This is a genomic window from Streptomyces sp. NPDC126497 (assembly GCF_040302425.1).
Lineage (GTDB): Bacteria > Actinomycetota > Actinomycetes > Streptomycetales > Streptomycetaceae > Streptomyces.
Map to the genome: position 1 here is coordinate 220,336 of NZ_JBEORT010000002.1, position 15,482 is coordinate 235,817.

Genomic DNA, 15,482 nt, shown 5'->3' on the forward strand with positions numbered 1-15,482 from the left:
TCCCGCTCAGGAGCCGGCGCCCGGCCTGTCCACGAGTTCCACCTGGTCCACGGCGTTGCACCAGCGGCACCGCACCGACTCGATGGTCTCATCGAGCACCTCGCGCTCCTCGACCCTGGGCTCTCCGGCCAGATCGAGGTGGACGTACTCGACGACCTTCGACGAGCGGGTCACGTCGAAGCGGGTGAGGTTGCCGCAGAGGGTGCAGCGCCACCGCGTCGAGGCGGTCGGCAGGGGAACCGTCATCGTGGCTGTTCGCCTTCCAGTGTCCGTGACGCACCGGCTCCCGGTGCGTGTGGCTCGTAACCCTACGGCCTGGCGGGTCCTCGCCGCCCGCCCGTCCACGGCGGCGAGGCGGTCCGTGCGGTTGCGTCCGGTTACGTCATGCTCTGTATTCATGATCCGCAACTGGAGCGCGTCGGCCGCCGGGGCGATCCGGGGCGCCCCCGCGCCGGTGACCCGCACCCTCGTCGCGCTGTGCTGCCTGGTCTTCCTGATCGGGCCGGTCTCGGGCCTGCCCGGGGAGGAGCCGCCGGCCGCGCAGCGGGCCTACTTCCGGCGCTGGGGCGTCGTCCCCGCAGAGCTGTTCGAGGGATCCCCCGAGGCCTTCCCGACCCCCGCCACGGCGCTCTTCGTGCACGGCGGCTGGGTGCACCTGCTCGGCAACATGCTGTTCCTCCACGTGTTCGGGGCGATGACCGAGGCACGGATGGGCCGGGTGCGGTTCACCCTGTGCTACGCCGGCTGCGGCGCCCTCGCGCTGCTGGGGTACGCCGCCGTCAACGCGGACTCCGAGCGGTCCCTGGTCGGCGCCTCCGGGGCGATCTCGGCGGTGCTGGGCGCGTTCCTCTTCCTGTTCCCCCGGGCCCGGGTGACCAGTCTCCTGCCGTTCCTGTTCTTCCTGCCGGTGCGCCTGCCGGCGTGGGTGGTGCTGCCGTTCTGGGCGGCGCTGCAGTGGGCGGCGGCGGGACGGGCGGGCGAGGAGCCGGGGGTGGCGTACCTGACGCACCTGATCGGGTTCGGGCTGGGCTTCGGCTACGCGTGGGTGCGTTTCGGCAGGGCGACTACAGTGAAGGCCGCCCCTGCTCCGGCCCCCGAGGGAGAGAACCAGCCGTGATCACCGCGATCGTCCTCATCAAGACCAGCGTGGACCGGATCCCCGAGATCGCGGAGCGGATCGCCGCGCTGGACAGCGTCAGCGAGGTCTTCTCCGTCACCGGCACCTACGATCTGATCGCCATGGTCCGGGTCCGCGAGCACGAGGACCTGGCGGAGGTCATCCCCGGCCGGATCAGCAAGATCCCGGGCGTCGAGGGCACCGACACGCACGTGGCGTTCCGCACGTACTCGCAGCACGACCTGGAGGCGGCGTTCGCCATCGGCCTGGACAGCTGAGCCCGCGCGCCCGGGCGTGACGTCCCCCGGGCCGCGTGCGGGCCCCCGCGCCCGCGCCGGGACGTCACGCCCGGGCGGGGGCGTCCGGGACGCAGCGGCCGTCCACCGTTCGGTAGGTCCAGCGGGCACCGTCCCGGACCAGTTCGCGCACCGCGCGCACGAAGCGCTCCACGTGCTCGTCCGGCGTGCCCGCGCCGAAGCTGACCCGGACGGCGGCGAGGGACTCCCCGCCGGACGCCGTCCCGGGGGCGCCGCACTCGGCCCGGCTCCCCCGGTCGCCGCCGAGCAGTCCGCGCAGCAGCGGGTGCGCGCAGAACAGCCCGTCGCGCACGCCGATGCCGTACTCGGCGGACAGCGCGGCGGCGAAGTGGGAGCTGTTCCAGCCCTCGACGACGAAGGAGAGCACCCCGACGCGCGGGGCGTCGTCCCCGAACAGCGACAGGAACCGCACCTCGGGCACGTCCGCGAGCCCTTCGCGCACCGCGCGGACCAGCTCCTCCTCACGGGCGGCCAGGGCGTCGAACCCGGCCTCGGTGAGCGCCTCGCAGGCCGACGCGACGGCGTGGACGCCGATGACGTTGGGCGAGCCGGCCTCGTGGCGGGCGGCGCCCTCGTGCCACTCCACGTCCACTCCCCCGTCCGCGCGCCGGGTGACCGTGCGGCTGGCGCCGCCGCCCGCGAGGTAGGGCTCGGCCTCCCGGAGCCAGTCGGCGCGGCCGGCCAGCACCCCGGAGCCGAAGGGCGCGTACAGCTTGTGTCCGGAGAAGGCGACCCAGTCGACGTCCAGGTCCCGCACGTTCACCGGGCGGTGGGGGGCGAGCTGGGCGGCGTCCAGCACGATCCGGGCGCCGTGCGCGTGCGCGGCGGCGGCCAGTTCCCGTACGGGCCACAGCTCGCCGGTGACGTTGGAGGCGCCGGTGACGCAGACCAGGGCGGGGCCGTGGGGGTCGCGGTCGGCGAGGGCGCGCTCCAGGGTCTCGACGGCCTGCCGGTGGCTGTCCGGGGCGTCCAGGACGGTGACGCGGGCACCGCGCCAGGGCAGCAGGGAGGCGTGGTGCTCGGTCTCGAAGACGAAGACCTCGCAGCCGTCGGGGAGCACGGCGGCGAGCAGGTTGAGGGAGTCGGTGGTGGACCGGGTGAACACCACCTGGTCGCCCTCCCGTCGCCCGTCACCCCCCTTGCCGGACCGGGCTTCGCCCGGGCTGTCCTCGATGCGGCAGCCGAGGAACCCGGCGACGGTCCGGCGGGCCTTCTCGAACAGGTCGGTGGAGAGCTGGGAGAGGTGTCCGGCGCCCCGGTGGACGCTGCCGTAGTACGGCGCGTACGCGGCCACGTCGTCCCACACCCGCTGGAGGGCGGGGGCGCTGGCGGCGTAGTCGAGGGCGGCGTAGCCGATCTCGCCGCCGGTGACCAGGGGGACGGTGACGTCCCGGCCCAGCACGGGCAGCGGGGCGCGGACGGACGGGGCGGCGACGGCGGTGGGGACGGACATGGCGGAACTCCCGGTGGGGCAGGCGGAATCCCCGTGCGGGCGCGCATCGCTCGAGCACGGAGGAAGAGGTGAAGGGGTGCGCGGAGGCGGGGCTCGGCAGCCCTAGCGCATTCGCTTGCTCACGGAAGGCTCCTCGACGACCAGGACCCCTGGTGTGCGAGGGGTCCGCGCTTGCCGTGCGCCCTGCTGCTCACGGCCTGGTCCTCACCCGGGGCACCCCGCCACGGACGGAGGGTTGCCGGACAGCCGGCCGGGGCCTGATGGCTGTCACTCGTGACCTGGACAGGAAAGTACGGGAGACGGCAGAGGTCCCGCAACCCGTGTCCGGATCGCGGGACGTCCCCCGCCCTAGGCGTTGCTGACGGCCACCCAGCGCTCCAGGACCCGCTTGGCGGCCCCCGAGTCGATGGACTCGGCCGCCTTCGCCATCCCGGCGCGGATCTGCTCCGTCAGGGAGCCGGGGCCCGGCTCCAGGGCGACCAGCGCCGCCGCCGAGTTCAGCAGCACCGCGTCCCGCACCGGGCCGGCCTCGCCGTCCAGCACCCGGCGGGCGACCTCCGCGTTGTAGGAGGCGTCGGCTCCGCGCAGGGCCTCCACCGGAACCAGCTCGATGCCCACCTCGCGCGGGTCGAAGGTCTCCTCGTCGACCTTGCCGTCGCGGACCACCCACACCTTGGAGGTGGCGGTGGTGGTCAGCTCGTCCAGACCGTCGTCGCCGCGGAACACCAGTGAGGAGTGACCGCGCCCGGCGAAGACCCCGGCCATGATGGGCGCCATCCGCGGGTCGGCGACCCCGACCGCCTGCGCCTTGACCCGCGCCGGGTTGGCCAGCGGGCCGAGGAAGTTGAAGACCGTGCGGATGCCCAGCTGGCCGCGCGCGGCGGCCACGTGGCGCAGTGCCGGGTGGAACTTCACCGCGAAGCAGAAGGTGATCCCGGCCTCCTCGACGACCTCGGCGACCCGGCGCGGGGACAGCTCCAGGTTGACGCCGAGCTTCTCCAGGACGTCGGAGGCGCCGGAGGCGGAGGACGCGGCCCGGTTGCCGTGCTTGACGACCTTCGCCCCGGTGCCGGCCACCACGATCGAGGACATCGTGGAGATGTTCACCGTCTTGGCGCCGTCCCCGCCGGTGCCGACGATGTCGACGGTCGCGCCCGGCACCTCGATCACATGGGCGTGGTCGTACAGCGCCCGCACGCAGCCGGTGATCTCCTCGACGGTCTCGCCCTTGGCCCGCAGGGAGACCGCGAACCCGGCGATCTGCGCGTCGGTCGCCTCCCCGCGCATGATCAGGTCCATCGCCCAGGCGGTGTCGTCGGCGGACAGGTCCCGGCCGTCCAGCAGTCCGTTCAGCAGGGCGGGCCAGGAGCGGCCCGCCGCGGTGTCGCCTCCAGCGGGGGTCACAGCGCTCATGGCCGCTCCTGATGGTCGTAGGGGGTCCGGGGAGCCCGGCGGGGTTCCCCGGACCCCACCCTATCCAGCTCCGGGGACGGCGAAGGGCCCCCGTCCGCAGAACGGACGGGGGCCCTTCGCCGTCGTGTGGCGACTGGGATGGGGTGCCGAAGGCGATCAGTGGTGGCCGTGGCCGCTCGTGATCTCCTTGTACTCCTCGACGGTCGGCTTCGGGATCTGGGACTCCTCGCCGTAGTAGGCCTCGCTGAGCTTGGCGCGCAGCTTCTCGGAGCCCTTCACCTTGCGCCGGACGCCGTTCTCGTCGACCTCCGGGCCGATCTCGGCCGGCTTGTACTGCTCGTGCGCCGTGAGGGTGTACATCTGCTCCTGGCTGAGCGGCTCGTGCACCTCGATGAACTCACCGTGCGGCAGGCGCTTGATGATGCCCGACTCGCGGCCGTGCAGCACCTTGTCCTTGTCCCGGCGCTGCAGGCCGAGGCAGATCCGCTTGGTGACGACGAACGCGATGACCGGGCCCACGAAGAAGCCGATGCGGACGAACCAGGTGACCGCGTTGATCGAGAGGTTGAAGTGGGTGGCGAAGATGTCGTTGCCACCGCCGATCAACATGATCATGTACGCCGTGACCCAGGCGACGCCGAAGGCCGTACGGGTCGGGGCGTTGCGCGGCCGGTCCAGGATGTGGTGCTCGCGCTTGTCCCCGGTGATCCAGGACTCGATGAACGGGTAGAGCGCGATGATCGCCAGGAAGAGGCCGAAGATCGCCAGCGGGATGAAGACGCCCAGGACCAGGGTGTGGCCCCAGAAGTTGATCTCCCAGCCGGGCATGGCGCGGACCAGGCCCTCGGCGAAGCCCATGTACCAGTCGGGCTGGGCGCCCGTGGAGACCATGTCCGGACGGTACGGGCCCAGGCTCCAGATCGGGTTGATGGACGCGATGCCGGCGATCAGGGCGGTGAAGCCGAAGACCAGGAAGAAGAAGCCTCCCGCCTTGGCCATGTAGACCGGCAGCAGCGGCATGCCCACGACGTTCTTGTTGGTCCGTCCGGCACCCGCGAACTGCGTGTGCTTGTGGTAGAAGACCAGGATCAGGTGGGCGACCACCAGGCCGAGCATGATGCCCGGCAGCAGCAGGATGTGGATCGAGTAGAACCGCGCGACGAAGTCGGTGCCGGGGAACTCTCCGCCGAACAGGAACATCGAGATGTACGTGCCGACGATCGGCACGGACAGGATCGCGCCCTGGGTGAAGCGGACACCGGTGCCGGAGAGCAGGTCGTCCGGCAGCGAGTAACCGGTGAAACCGGTGAACATGCCGAGGACGAACAGCAGGAAGCCGAACAGCCAGTTGATCTCACGCGGCTTGCGGAACGCGCCGGTGAAGAAGACGCGCATCATGTGCACGAACATGCCGGCCAGGAAGATGACCGCGGCCCAGTGGTGGATCTGCCGGATCAGCAGGCCGCCACGGACGTCGAAGCTGATGTCCAGCGTCGACTTGTAGGCCTCGCTCATCAGCTGGCCCTGCAGCGGCACGTAGCTGCCGTGGTACTCCACCTCGTTCATCGACGGGTGGAAGAACAGCGTCAGGTACACACCCGTGAGGATGATGATGAGGAAGCTGTAGAGGCAGATCTCGCCCAGCATGAAGGACCAGTGGTCCGGGAAGATCTTGCGCATGTTGGCCTTGGCCAGGGAGTAGATCCCGAGCCGGCCGTCGGCCCAGTCGGCGACGCGCTCGCCGGCCGGCGCCTTCCCGCGGGAGCGGGACTCGGTGCTGGTGTTGGTACTCATCCGCGCTCCCAGAAGGCAGGACCGACGGGCTCGTCGAAGTCGGCGAGCGCTTCGAGGTAACCCTCGTCGTTCACGCCGATGCGCAGCTGCGGCAGCGGGTGACCGGCGGGACCGAAGATCACCTTGGCACCGTCGGAGAGGTCGAAGGTGGACTGGTGGCAGGGGCACAGGACGTGGTGCGTCTGCTGCTCGTACAGGGAGATCGGGCAGCCCACGTGGGTGCAGATCTTCGAGTACGCGAGGATGCCCTCGTGTCCCCACTCCATCGTGCGCTTGTCCTTGATGTCGTCCGGCTGGATGCGGACGATCATCAGGGCGGCCTTGGCGATCTCGTTCTGGAAGCTGTGGTCGTGCTCCTCCAGGCCCTCGGGCTTGGCGAACGTCAGCGAGCCGGTCACGATGTCCGAGGGACGCATCGGCTCGTTGGTGTTCATGTTGACGAGCAGCTTGCCCTTGGCCCACAGGGTGTGGCGCAGCTTCTCCTCGGGCAGCGGCCCGAGTTCGCGCAGCAGCACGACGCCGGACAGCGGCACCAGGGCGAGCGCGCCGAACATGGTGTTGCGGATCAGCTTGCGGCGACCCAGCTGCGACTCCTTGGCACCCTGCCGGAAGTCGTCCATGACCTTGGCCCGGACCTCCGCCGGCGCCTCGATCGCGTGCCGCTCGTCGGCCAGCTCCTCGTCGGACATCAGGGTGCGGGCCCAGTGGACCGCGCCCGCGCCGATGGCGAACAGGGCGATGCCGAGCGTCACGCCGAGCGCGACGTTCAGGGCGCTGACGTGGCCCAGCGGGAAGATGTAGACCATCTTCTCGACCGGGATCGCCACGAACGAGGCGATGAAGCCGATGGTGGCCAGCATCGACAGCGTGAACAGCAGGGCGACCGCGCGCTCGGACCGCTTGGCGGCCCGCTCGTCGACGTCCTGGATCCGGTGCTCGTGGGGCGGCAGGCCCGGGTCGGCGAACGGGTTCTTCTCGTCCGCGACCTTCACCGCGCCGTGGGTGGTGTCCTGCGCTGCGGGCAGGTTCTCTTCTGGAATGTCTTGGCTACTCATGACTTCTTGGCCTTTGCGGTCCGAGCGGCGACCCACACGGCGACGGCGATCAGTCCGCCGAGACCGAAGATCCAGCCGAACAGGCCCTCACTGACCGGGCCCAGCCCGCCCAGCTGCATGCCGCCCGGGCTGTCGGACTGGTCGGTGTTGACCTCGCCCAGGTACGCGATGATGTCCTTCTTGTTCTGCTCCGACAGCGTGCTGTCGGGGAAGGAGGGCATGTTCTGCGGGCCGGTGAGCATGGCCTCGTAGATGTGCTTGGGAGCGACGTCCTCCAGGCTGGGGGCGTACTTGCCGTGCGTGAGCGCACCGCCCTTGCCGGTGAAGTTGTGGCACTGCGCGCAGTTGTTGCGGAACAGTTCGCCGCCCTTGGCGATGTCGGCGCCCTCGGGGCCGTACTGCTCGGCGGTGGGGACGGCCGGGCCGGCGCCCAGGGAGGCGATGTACGCCGCCAGCTGGTCGATCTCGGCCTGCGTGTAGACGGCCGGCTTGTCCGGGATCTGCGCGGCCTGCGAGGTGGCGGCCGGCATACGGCCGGTGCTCACCTGGAAGTCGACGGCCGCGGCGCCCACGCCCACCAGGCTCGGGCCGTCGGACGTGCCCTGACCTCCGGTGCCGTGGCAGCTGGCGCAGCCGACCGAGTAGAGCTTCTTGCCCTCCTCGATGGTGAGGGACTGGGCGGTTTCGTCGGCCTGCGCCTTGTCCGCGGGTGCGAACACGGCGTACAGCCCCCCGGTGCATGCCAGCGCGAGGAGTAGGACGACGAGCGCCGCCAGCGGATGGCGTCGTCGTGCGGAGAGCTTTTTCACGGATTACCCCGGTGTCAGGATCTTCTGCGTCGATGCTTCTGGTGGGTGCGCTCGTGGGAGCGCGCGCGGATGCGGGCCCGGCTACTTGATCATGTAGATCGTGGCGAAGAGGCCGATCCAGACGACATCGACGAAGTGCCAGTAGTAGGACACGACGATGGCCGCGGTCGCCTGTTCGTGGGTGAACCTCCGTGCCGCGTAGGTGCGGCCCAGGACCAGCAGGAAGGCGATCAGACCGCCCGTCACGTGCAGGCCGTGGAAGCCGGTGGTCAGGTAGAACACCGAGCCGTACGGGTCGGAGGAGAGGGACAGGCCCTCGTGCTTGACCAGCTCGGTGTACTCGAAGACCTGGCCGCCGATGAAGACCGCGCCCATGATGAAGGTGACGATGAACCACATCCGGAGCTTCTTCACGTCACCGCGCTCGGCGGCGAACACGCCGAGCTGGCAGGTGAGGGAGGAGAGCACCAGGATCGTGGTGTTCGTCGCCGAGAACGGGAAGTTCAGGGCCTCGGCCTTCTCCGACCAGAAGTCGGGTCCGGTCACCGATCGCAGGGTGAAGTACATCGCGAAGAGGGCCGCGAAGAACATCAGCTCGGAACTCAGCCAGATGATGGTTCCGACGCTGGTGAGGTTCGGCCGGTTGACCGACGGGTGCGCGTGCCCGGTATCTACTGTCGTTGCTGTCGCCACGCCGACATTATGTCGGTCGCTTATCCCGCCCTCACTCCCGGGGGTGCCGTTCGGTGTGTTCGGCCCTCCTGGACTGCCCGGATGGCCCATCCGGGGCCGCGGCGGAGCCCTCTCGAAGGCCTGTCCGAACCAGTGTCGACGGGTGGCCGGAGGGGGTAGCATCCGCGCCATCGGTACCCGAAGTTCCCGACAGAGCCGTGCCCTCTCTCTTACGCGTGGAGGAACAATGCAGGCGACCGCCACGGTGCTGGTCTACAGCGACGACGCCAACACCCGGGAGCAGGTGCGGCTCGCCACCGGGCGGCGGCCGGCGCCGGACGTGCCCGTCGTGGAGTTCCTGGAGTGCGCGACCCCGGCGGCCGTACTGACGGAGCTCGACCGGGGCGGCATCGACGTGTGCGTGCTGGACGGCGAGGCCGTGCCGATGGGGGGCATGGGGATGTGCCGGCAGATCAAGGACGAGGTGTTCGACTGTCCGCCGGTGCTGTTGCTGATCGGGCGGCCGCAGGACGCGTGGCTGGCGACGTGGAGCCGCGCCGAGGCCGCGGTCACCCTCCCGGTGGAGCCGGTGGAGTTCGCCTCGACGCTGGCCTCGCTGCTGCGGCGGAAGCACCTGCAGAGCGCCTGAGGACCCGGTCCCCCGGGCCGCCCGGCGGCCGCGGGGCCGCGGCGGCCCGGGGGCGTCCTACACGGTCTGCGGGCTCAGGCGGGCCTGTTCCGCCCGGTCGGGGGCGTTCGCGGCCGTCAGGGCGCTGCCCGCCTGCCAGGCGGGCCAGTCGAGGTTCCAGTCGCCGTAGCCGTTGCCGAAGGGTTCCATCGTCTCGCCGGCCGAGTTCTCGACCTTGACGACGTCGCCCTCGCGGACGGTGTCGAAGAACCACTCCGCGTTCTCGGTGCTCATGCCCACGCAGCCGTGGCTGACGTTGTCCTGGCCCTGGGAGCCGACGGACCAGGGGGCGGCGTGCACGTACTCACCGCTCCAGGTCACCCGGGTGGCGAAGTGGACGTCCATGTCGTACGAGTCGGCCGAGCCCTCGGCGATGCCGACGGTGGTGCTGCGCATACGTACGAGGCGTTCCTTGGCGAGCACGACCTTGACGCCGTTGCGGGTCTCGAAGCCGGGCTTGCCGGTGGTGACGGGGATCCGCCTGATCTCCTCGTCGTTCTTGTAGACCGTCAGCCGGTGCGCGGCGGCGTCGGTGACGGCTATCACCCGGTCGCCGGTGCGGATCGTGAGGGGCTCGGACGCGCCGCCCCTGAGCCGGTCGTTGACCCTGACCCCCTCCAGGGTGCTGCGCACGCTGATGGTGGCGTGGGCGGGCCAGTAGTCCTGGGGGCGGTAGTGCAGCTCCTTGTCGTCCACCCAGTGCCAGGTGCCGGAGACGGCGGGGGTGGACTCGACCGTCAGGGCGCGTTCCACGACGGCTCGCTGGGCCGGGTCCCCCACGGGGACGTTCAGTTCGGCGGTGAGGGGCTGGCCGACCCCGTAGGTGCCCGCCCCGGGACCGAAGGTGACGGTCAGGCGCCTGGTGACGGTGGGCCTGCCGGTGGTGAAGGTGAGGACCTCGCGGCCGGGCGCCCCGTCCTCGTCCTCGGTGCTCACGCGGACCGTGTACCGCACGCCCGCGGCCAGCGGGGAGGTGCTGTGCCAGCGGCTGCCGTCGGCGGCCAGTTCGCCCGCCAGGTGGCGCCCGGAGGCGTCCACGGCGGTGACGTCCGTGATGCGTCCGCCGGAGTCCTCGGCGACGACCTCCAGGGGCTTGTCGGGGTCGGCCGTCCCGCCCGCCTCGACGGCTCCGCCGAAGGAGATCCGGTCCGCCGCGTCGTAGGGCTCGGCGGACAGCGGGTCGCCGTCGGAGAAGCAGCCCGCGACGCCCGCGCCGAGGGCGGCCACCAGCAACGCGCAGCCGGCGACGCGGCTCCGCCCGGCTCCCGCGCCCCGAGGGGGGTTGGTGCGTCTCATGGCCTCACGCTAGGAACCCGCGCCGTCCCCGGCCCACCGGGCGGGCCGAACGGGTGAGACCACGACGAGGGGCCCGGACGCTCCTGGTGGAGTGTCCGGGCCCCTCGCCGTCGTGGTCACTGCGTGCGGTTCTCACCGCGGTAGTACTCGAAGACCCAGCCCCAGAGGCCGATCAGGAGCAGCGGCGCCGAGAAGTACATCAGCCACCAGCCGATCGCGACGCCCATGAAGGCCAGGGCACCGCCCACGGCCAGGGCGAGCGGCTGCCAGCTGTGCGGGCTGAAGAACCCGACCTCGCCGGCGTCGTCCGCGACGTCCGCCTCCTTGTCGTCCTGCGCGCCCGCGTCGACCCGCCGGGCCGTGAAGCCCAGGTAGAAGCCGATCATGATGCTCAGACCGAAGGCCAGGAAGAGCGCGGTGGTGCCGACCGCCTCCTTCGACCAGACGCCGTAGACCGCCGCCATGATCAGGAAGAAGAGGCTCAGCCACATGAACATCTTGCCCTGGATCTTCACTTGCCGGCCTCCTTGCTGCCGGAGAGGGCCTTCTCACCGTGACCCGCGTTCTCGAGCTCGTCGAGCGCGGCGATCTCCGGGTGGTGCAGGTCGAACGCCGGGGACTCGCTGCGGATCTTCGGCAGGGTGAGGAAGTTGTGCCGCGGCGGCGGGCAGGAGGTCGCCCACTCCAGGGAGCGGCCGTAGCCCCACGGGTCGTCGACGTCGACCGGCTTGCCGTACTTGGCCGTCTTCCAGATGTTGTAGAAGAACGGCAGCATCGACAGGCCGAGCAGGAACGAGGCGATCGTGGAGACCGTGTTCAGCGCGGTGAAGCCGTCGGCCGCGAGGTAGTCCGCGTACCGGCGCGGCATGCCCTCGACACCCAGCCAGTGCTGGACCAGGAAGGTGCCGTGGAAGCCGACGAACAGCGTCCAGAAGGTGATCTTGCCGAGGCGCTCGTCGAGCAGCTTGCCGGTGAACTTCGGCCACCAGAAGTGGAAGCCGGCGAACATCGCGAAGACGACGGTGCCGAAGACCACGTAGTGGAAGTGCGCCACCACGAAGTAGCTGTCGGAGACGTGGAAGTCCAGCGGCGGCGAGGCCAGGATGACGCCGGTCAGACCACCGAAGAGGAAGGTGATCAGGAAGCCGATGGACCACAGCATCGGCGTCTCGAAGGACAGGCTGCCCTTCCACATGGTGCCGATCCAGTTGAAGAACTTCACGCCCGTCGGCACCGCGATCAGGAACGTCATGAAGGAGAAGAACGGCAGCAGCACACCGCCGGTGACGTACATGTGGTGCGCCCACACCGTCACGGACAGACCCGCGATCGCGATGGTCGCGCCGATCAGGCCCATGTAGCCGAAGATCGGCTTGCGGGAGAAGACCGGGATGATCTCGGAGACGATGCCGAAGAACGGCAGCGCGATGATGTACACCTCGGGATGGCCGAAGAACCAGAACAGGTGCTGCCACAGCAGCGCCCCGCCGTTGGCCGAGTCGAAGATGTGGCTGCCGAACTTGCGGTCCGCCTCCAGGGCGAAGAGCGCGGCGGCGAGGACCGGGAAGGCGAGCAGGACCAGCACACCGGTCAGCAGCACGTTCCAGGTGAAGATCGGCATGCGGAACATCGTCATGCCGGGCGCGCGCATGCAGATGATCGTGGTGATGAAGTTGACCGAGCCGAGGATGGTGCCGAAGCCGGAGAAGGCCAGACCCATGATCCACATGTCGGCGCCGATGCCCGGCGAGCGGACCGCGTCCGACAGCGGCGAGTAGGCGAACCAGCCGAAGTCGGCCGCCCCGTCCGGGGTGAGGAAACCACCGACCGCGATCAGCGAGCCGAACAGGTACAGCCAGTAGGCGAACATGTTCAGCCGCGGGAACGCCACGTCGGGCGCGCCGATCTGCAGCGGCATGATCCAGTTGGCGAAACCGGCGAACAGCGGCGTCGCGAACATCAGCAGCATGATCGTGCCGTGCATCGTGAACGCCTGGTTGAACTGCTCGTTCGACACGATCTGCAGACCCGGCCGGGCCAGCTCGGCGCGCATCACCAGGGCCATCACGCCGCCGATGACGAAGAACGCGAACGACGTCACCAGGTACAGCGTGCCGATCGTCTTGTGGTCCGTGGTCGTCAGCCACTTGACGACGAGGCTGCCACGGTTCTGGCGCCTGACCGGCAGTTCGTCCTCATAGTGGGACCCCGCTGCCGCGGCACCCTGGGGTTGGTTGAGGATGCTCACAGGATGTTCGCCTCCCGGTTCTTCTCGTGCTCCGTCTGGTCGATGCCGGCGGGCACGTAACCGGTCTGCCCCTTCTTCACGAGGTCCTTCAGGTGCTGCTCGTAGCGCTCGGGGGAGACGACCTTGACGTTGAACAGCATCCGGGAGTGGTCGACGCCGCAGAGCTCGGCGCACTTGCCCAGGAAGGTGCCCTCACGGTTGGGGGTCACCTCGAAGGCGTTGGGATGGCCCGGGATGACGTCCTGCTTCATCAGGAACGGCACCACCCAGAAGGAGTGGATGACGTCACGCGAGGTCAGCACGAAGCGGACCCGCTTGCCCTCGGGCAGCCACAGGGTGGGGCCCGGGTTGTTGGTCTGCGGGTTCCGGGTGCCGGGGACACCGCAGTCGTAGACACCGCCGGCATCGGCCGGGAAGGCGTTCTTGTAGCGTTCCGGAACCGACTCGAGTTCCTTGGACGTCTTGGCGTCGCCCGTGGAACCCTCGACGTTCTCGACGTAGTTGAAGCACCAGCTCCACTGGAAGCCGACCACGTTGACCGTGACGTCCGGATTCTTCTCGAGCTTCAGCAGCTCGGACTCGTCACGGGCGGTGAAGTAGAAGAACACCGAGACGATGATGAGCGGAACCACCGTGTACAGCGCCTCGATGGGCATGTTGTACCGGGTCTGCGGAGGAACCTCCACCTTGGTGCGGCTGCGCCGGTGGAAGAAAGCACTCCACAGGATCAGACCCCACACCAGCGCGCCGATAGCGAGCGCGGCAGCCCAGGATCCCTGCCACAGGGAGAGGATCCGCGGAGCCTCTTCCGATGTTGGGGTGGGCATACCGAGGCGGGGGAAGTCCTCCCATGTGCAACCGGTGGCGGTCGCCAGGACCAGGCCCGCGGTCAGTGCCTGCAGCAGCTTCCGCCGCATGGGGCGCCGCGGCGAGCGGTCGGAGCCGTTGGGACTCACGTAGCGCCTTCCCGAGAGTCTCGCCCGCGCGGATTGGCTGCGGCCTGCCTTCTCGCTGGTCGGTCGCCGCCCTGCGTCGGGCAGGGGTTTGGATGTTTATGCGGACCAAACCCTAGCCGACGCCCTCCGGGGGGTCGCGGGGAGGGGTACCGTACGCGCCGCGGGTTACACCGAGCGCCTCATCATCCGGGGGTACGGGCTTTCGCGGCGGTCGCGGCGCCGCCGCGGCCGATCGCCCGGTCCCCCCGCGCCCCCGGGGGGTTTAGCGTTGCCGTGTGCCCTACTTCGACGCCGCTTCGGCCGCTCCCCTCCATCCCGTCGCCCGGCAGGCCCTGACGGCCTCCCTCGACGAAGGGTGGGCGGATCCCGCGCGGTTGTACCGGGAGGGACGGCGCGCCCGGCTGCTGCTGGACGCGGCCCGGGAGGCGGCCGCGGAGGTCGTGGGGTGCCGGGCGGACGAGTTGGTGTTCACCTCTTCCGGCACCTCGGCGGTTCACTCCGGGATCGCGGGGGCGCTGGCCGGACGGCGGCGCACCGGGCGTCACCTGATCGTGTCAGCCGTCGAACACTCTTCTGTACTCCATGCGGCGGAAGTTCACCGGGCCGGCGGAGGGACGGTCACCGAGGTCGCGGTGGACCGTACGGGGGCGGTGGACGCAGGGGCGTACGCCGGGGCGCTGCGGCCGGACACCGCGCTGGCGTGTCTGCAGTCGGCCAACCACGAGGTGGGGACCGTGCAGCCGGTGGCCGAGGTCGCCGGTGCGTGCCGGGCGGCGGGGGTGCCGCTGCTGGTGGACGCGGCCCAGTCGCTGGGCTGGGGGCCGGTGGAGGGCGACTGGTCGCTGCTCGCGGCGAGCGCCCACAAGTGGGGCGGCCCGTCGGGGGTCGGGCTGCTCGTGGTGCGGAAGGGGGTGCGGTTCGCGCCCCAGGGGCCGCGGGACGAACGGGAGTCGGGACGGGCGGCCGGGTTCGAGAACCTGCCGGCGATCGTGGCGGCGGCGGCCTCGCTGCGGGCGGTGCGGGCGGAGGCCGCCGAGGAGGCGGCGCGGCTGCGGGAACTGACGGAGCGGATCCGGGCGCGGGTGCCGGGACTCGTCCCGGACGTGGAGGTGGTCGGGGACCCGGTGCGGCGGCTGCCCGGGATCGTCACCTTCTCCTGCCTCTACGTCGACGGGGAGACGGTGCTGCACGAGCTGGACCGGGCCGGCTTCTCCGTGTCGTCCGGGTCGTCCTGCACGAGCAGCACGCTGACGCCCAGCCACGTGCTCAGGGCGATGGGGGTGCTGAGCGAGGGCAACGTCCGGGTCTCGCTGCCGGCGGGGACGCGGGAGGAGGACCTGGAGCGTTTCCTGTCCGTCCTGCCGGAGGTGGTGGCGGGGGTGCGGGAGAAGCTCGGCGCCCCGGTCCCCGCCGGCCCCGTCCCGACGGAGGAGAGGGAGGAGGCCCTGGTGGTGGACGCGCTGGGCCGGCGCTGCCCGATCCCGGTGATCGAGCTGGCCAAGGTGATCGGGGACGTCCCGGTGGGCGGCACGGTCCGCGTCCTCGCCGACGACGAGGCGGCCCGCCTGGACATCCCGGCCTGGTGCGAGATGCGCGGCCAGGAGTACGTGGGCGAGGAACCGGCGGACCGGGGCTCCGTCCACGTGGTCCGCCGGGTCGGCTGA

The 15,482-nt window shown here is 70.5% G+C and carries 15 protein-coding genes and 1 riboswitch; of the genes, 4 read left to right on the forward strand and 11 right to left on the reverse strand.

Annotated features, from left to right (window positions below; genetic code table 11):
• Positions 1 to 6: 6 nt before the first annotated feature.
• Positions 7 to 246 carry a hypothetical protein gene (locus ABTY20_RS02160; RefSeq protein ID WP_004989130.1) on the reverse strand — a complete coding sequence of 80 codons (240 nt, stop codon included), beginning with the start codon at positions 244 to 246 and terminating at the stop codon, positions 7 to 9.
• A gap of 151 nt (positions 247 to 397) precedes the next feature.
• Here ABTY20_RS02160 and ABTY20_RS02165 point away from each other — a divergent pair, with 151 nt between their 5' ends.
• Positions 398 to 1,117 carry a rhomboid family intramembrane serine protease gene (locus ABTY20_RS02165; RefSeq protein WP_351995099.1) on the forward strand — a complete coding sequence of 240 codons (720 nt, stop codon included), beginning with the start codon at positions 398 to 400 and terminating at the stop codon, positions 1,115 to 1,117.
• The gene (locus ABTY20_RS02170; protein WP_030820493.1) at positions 1,114 to 1,395 is read left to right on the forward strand and encodes an Lrp/AsnC family transcriptional regulator; all 282 of its coding nucleotides are present in this window, start codon (positions 1,114 to 1,116) and stop codon (positions 1,393 to 1,395) included. Before ABTY20_RS02165 ends, ABTY20_RS02170 begins: the two co-directional genes overlap by 4 nt.
• Before the next feature lie 64 nt (positions 1,396 to 1,459).
• Here the strand turns inward: ABTY20_RS02170 and ABTY20_RS02175 are convergent, their stop codons facing one another.
• The 6 genes from ABTY20_RS02175 to ctaE all read right to left on the reverse strand — a co-directional run bounded on the left by ABTY20_RS02175 (position 1,460) and on the right by ctaE (position 8,651).
• On the reverse strand, positions 1,460 to 2,887 hold the full coding sequence (locus ABTY20_RS02175; RefSeq protein WP_351995100.1) for an aminotransferase class V-fold PLP-dependent enzyme: 1,428 nt from the start codon (positions 2,885 to 2,887) through the stop codon (positions 1,460 to 1,462).
• A gap of 162 nt (positions 2,888 to 3,049) precedes the next feature.
• Positions 3,050 to 3,166: riboswitch (SAM riboswitch) on the reverse strand.
• Between the two features lie 69 nt (positions 3,167 to 3,235).
• Positions 3,236 to 4,300, reverse strand: coding sequence for an anthranilate phosphoribosyltransferase (trpD, locus tag ABTY20_RS02180; RefSeq protein WP_351995101.1), 1,065 nt, complete (start codon positions 4,298 to 4,300; stop codon positions 3,236 to 3,238).
• 156 nt (positions 4,301 to 4,456) lie between these two features.
• Positions 4,457 to 6,094: a cytochrome bc1 complex cytochrome b subunit gene (gene qcrB / locus ABTY20_RS02185; RefSeq protein WP_351995102.1), complete on the reverse strand. Its 1,638-nt coding sequence runs from the start codon at positions 6,092 to 6,094 to the stop codon at positions 4,457 to 4,459.
• Positions 6,091 to 7,149: a cytochrome bc1 complex Rieske iron-sulfur subunit gene (qcrA, locus tag ABTY20_RS02190; protein WP_351995103.1), complete on the reverse strand. Its 1,059-nt coding sequence runs from the start codon at positions 7,147 to 7,149 to the stop codon at positions 6,091 to 6,093. Before qcrA ends, qcrB begins: the two co-directional genes overlap by 4 nt.
• Positions 7,146 to 7,958, reverse strand: a complete 813-nt coding sequence (qcrC, locus tag ABTY20_RS02195) for a cytochrome bc1 complex diheme cytochrome c subunit (protein WP_351995104.1) — start codon at positions 7,956 to 7,958, stop codon at positions 7,146 to 7,148. The genes qcrA and qcrC overlap by 4 nt, the downstream gene beginning before the upstream one ends.
• Positions 7,959 to 8,039: 81 nt before the next feature.
• A complete protein-coding gene (ctaE, locus tag ABTY20_RS02200; protein ID WP_351995105.1) occupies positions 8,040 to 8,651 on the reverse strand; it encodes an aa3-type cytochrome oxidase subunit III in 612 nt (203 codons plus the stop codon).
• A gap of 226 nt (positions 8,652 to 8,877) precedes the next feature.
• On the opposite strand from ctaE, the gene ABTY20_RS02205 reads away from it, so the two are divergent.
• Positions 8,878 to 9,279 (forward strand): response regulator, encoded by a 402-nt coding sequence (locus tag ABTY20_RS02205; protein ID WP_351995106.1) that lies wholly within the window; start codon positions 8,878 to 8,880, stop codon positions 9,277 to 9,279.
• A 57-nt stretch (positions 9,280 to 9,336) separates the two neighbouring features.
• Here the strand turns inward: ABTY20_RS02205 and ABTY20_RS02210 are convergent, their stop codons facing one another.
• From ABTY20_RS02210 to ctaC, 4 genes are all read right to left on the reverse strand, one after another.
• Positions 9,337 to 10,614 carry a L,D-transpeptidase gene (locus tag ABTY20_RS02210; RefSeq protein WP_351995107.1) on the reverse strand — a complete coding sequence of 426 codons (1,278 nt, stop codon included), beginning with the start codon at positions 10,612 to 10,614 and terminating at the stop codon, positions 9,337 to 9,339.
• 116 nt (positions 10,615 to 10,730) lie between these two features.
• A complete protein-coding gene (locus ABTY20_RS02215; RefSeq protein WP_351995108.1) occupies positions 10,731 to 11,129 on the reverse strand; it encodes a cytochrome c oxidase subunit 4 in 399 nt (132 codons plus the stop codon).
• A complete protein-coding gene (ctaD, locus tag ABTY20_RS02220; RefSeq protein ID WP_351995109.1) occupies positions 11,126 to 12,862 on the reverse strand; it encodes an aa3-type cytochrome oxidase subunit I in 1,737 nt (578 codons plus the stop codon). Before ctaD ends, ABTY20_RS02215 begins: the two co-directional genes overlap by 4 nt.
• Entirely contained in the window at positions 12,859 to 13,818 is a 960-nt protein-coding gene (gene ctaC, locus ABTY20_RS02225) for an aa3-type cytochrome oxidase subunit II (RefSeq protein WP_351995110.1), read from the reverse strand. Before ctaC ends, ctaD begins: the two co-directional genes overlap by 4 nt.
• A 275-nt stretch (positions 13,819 to 14,093) precedes the next feature.
• On the opposite strand from ctaC, the gene ABTY20_RS02230 reads away from it, so the two are divergent.
• Entirely contained in the window at positions 14,094 to 15,482 is a 1,389-nt protein-coding gene (locus tag ABTY20_RS02230) for a cysteine desulfurase/sulfurtransferase TusA family protein (RefSeq protein WP_351995111.1), read from the forward strand.

Excerpts from the sequence above, each read along its gene's own strand:
- trpD (WP_351995101.1), bottom strand. The coding sequence starts at position 4,300 with ATGAGCGCTGTGACCCCCGCTGGAGGCGACACCGCGGCGGGCCGCTCC.
- ABTY20_RS02165 (WP_351995099.1), top strand. The coding sequence starts at position 398 with ATGATCCGCAACTGGAGCGCGTCGGCCGCCGGGGCGATCCGGGGCGCC.
- ABTY20_RS02205 (WP_351995106.1), top strand. The coding sequence starts at position 8,878 with ATGCAGGCGACCGCCACGGTGCTGGTCTACAGCGACGACGCCAACACC.
- qcrB (WP_351995102.1), bottom strand. The coding sequence starts at position 6,094 with ATGAGTACCAACACCAGCACCGAGTCCCGCTCCCGCGGGAAGGCGCCG.
- ABTY20_RS02210 (WP_351995107.1), bottom strand. The coding sequence starts at position 10,614 with ATGAGACGCACCAACCCCCCTCGGGGCGCGGGAGCCGGGCGGAGCCGC.
- ABTY20_RS02160 (WP_004989130.1), bottom strand. The coding sequence starts at position 246 with ATGACGGTTCCCCTGCCGACCGCCTCGACGCGGTGGCGCTGCACCCTC.
- qcrA (WP_351995103.1), bottom strand. The coding sequence starts at position 7,149 with ATGAGTAGCCAAGACATTCCAGAAGAGAACCTGCCCGCAGCGCAGGAC.
- ABTY20_RS02175 (WP_351995100.1), bottom strand. The coding sequence starts at position 2,887 with ATGTCCGTCCCCACCGCCGTCGCCGCCCCGTCCGTCCGCGCCCCGCTG.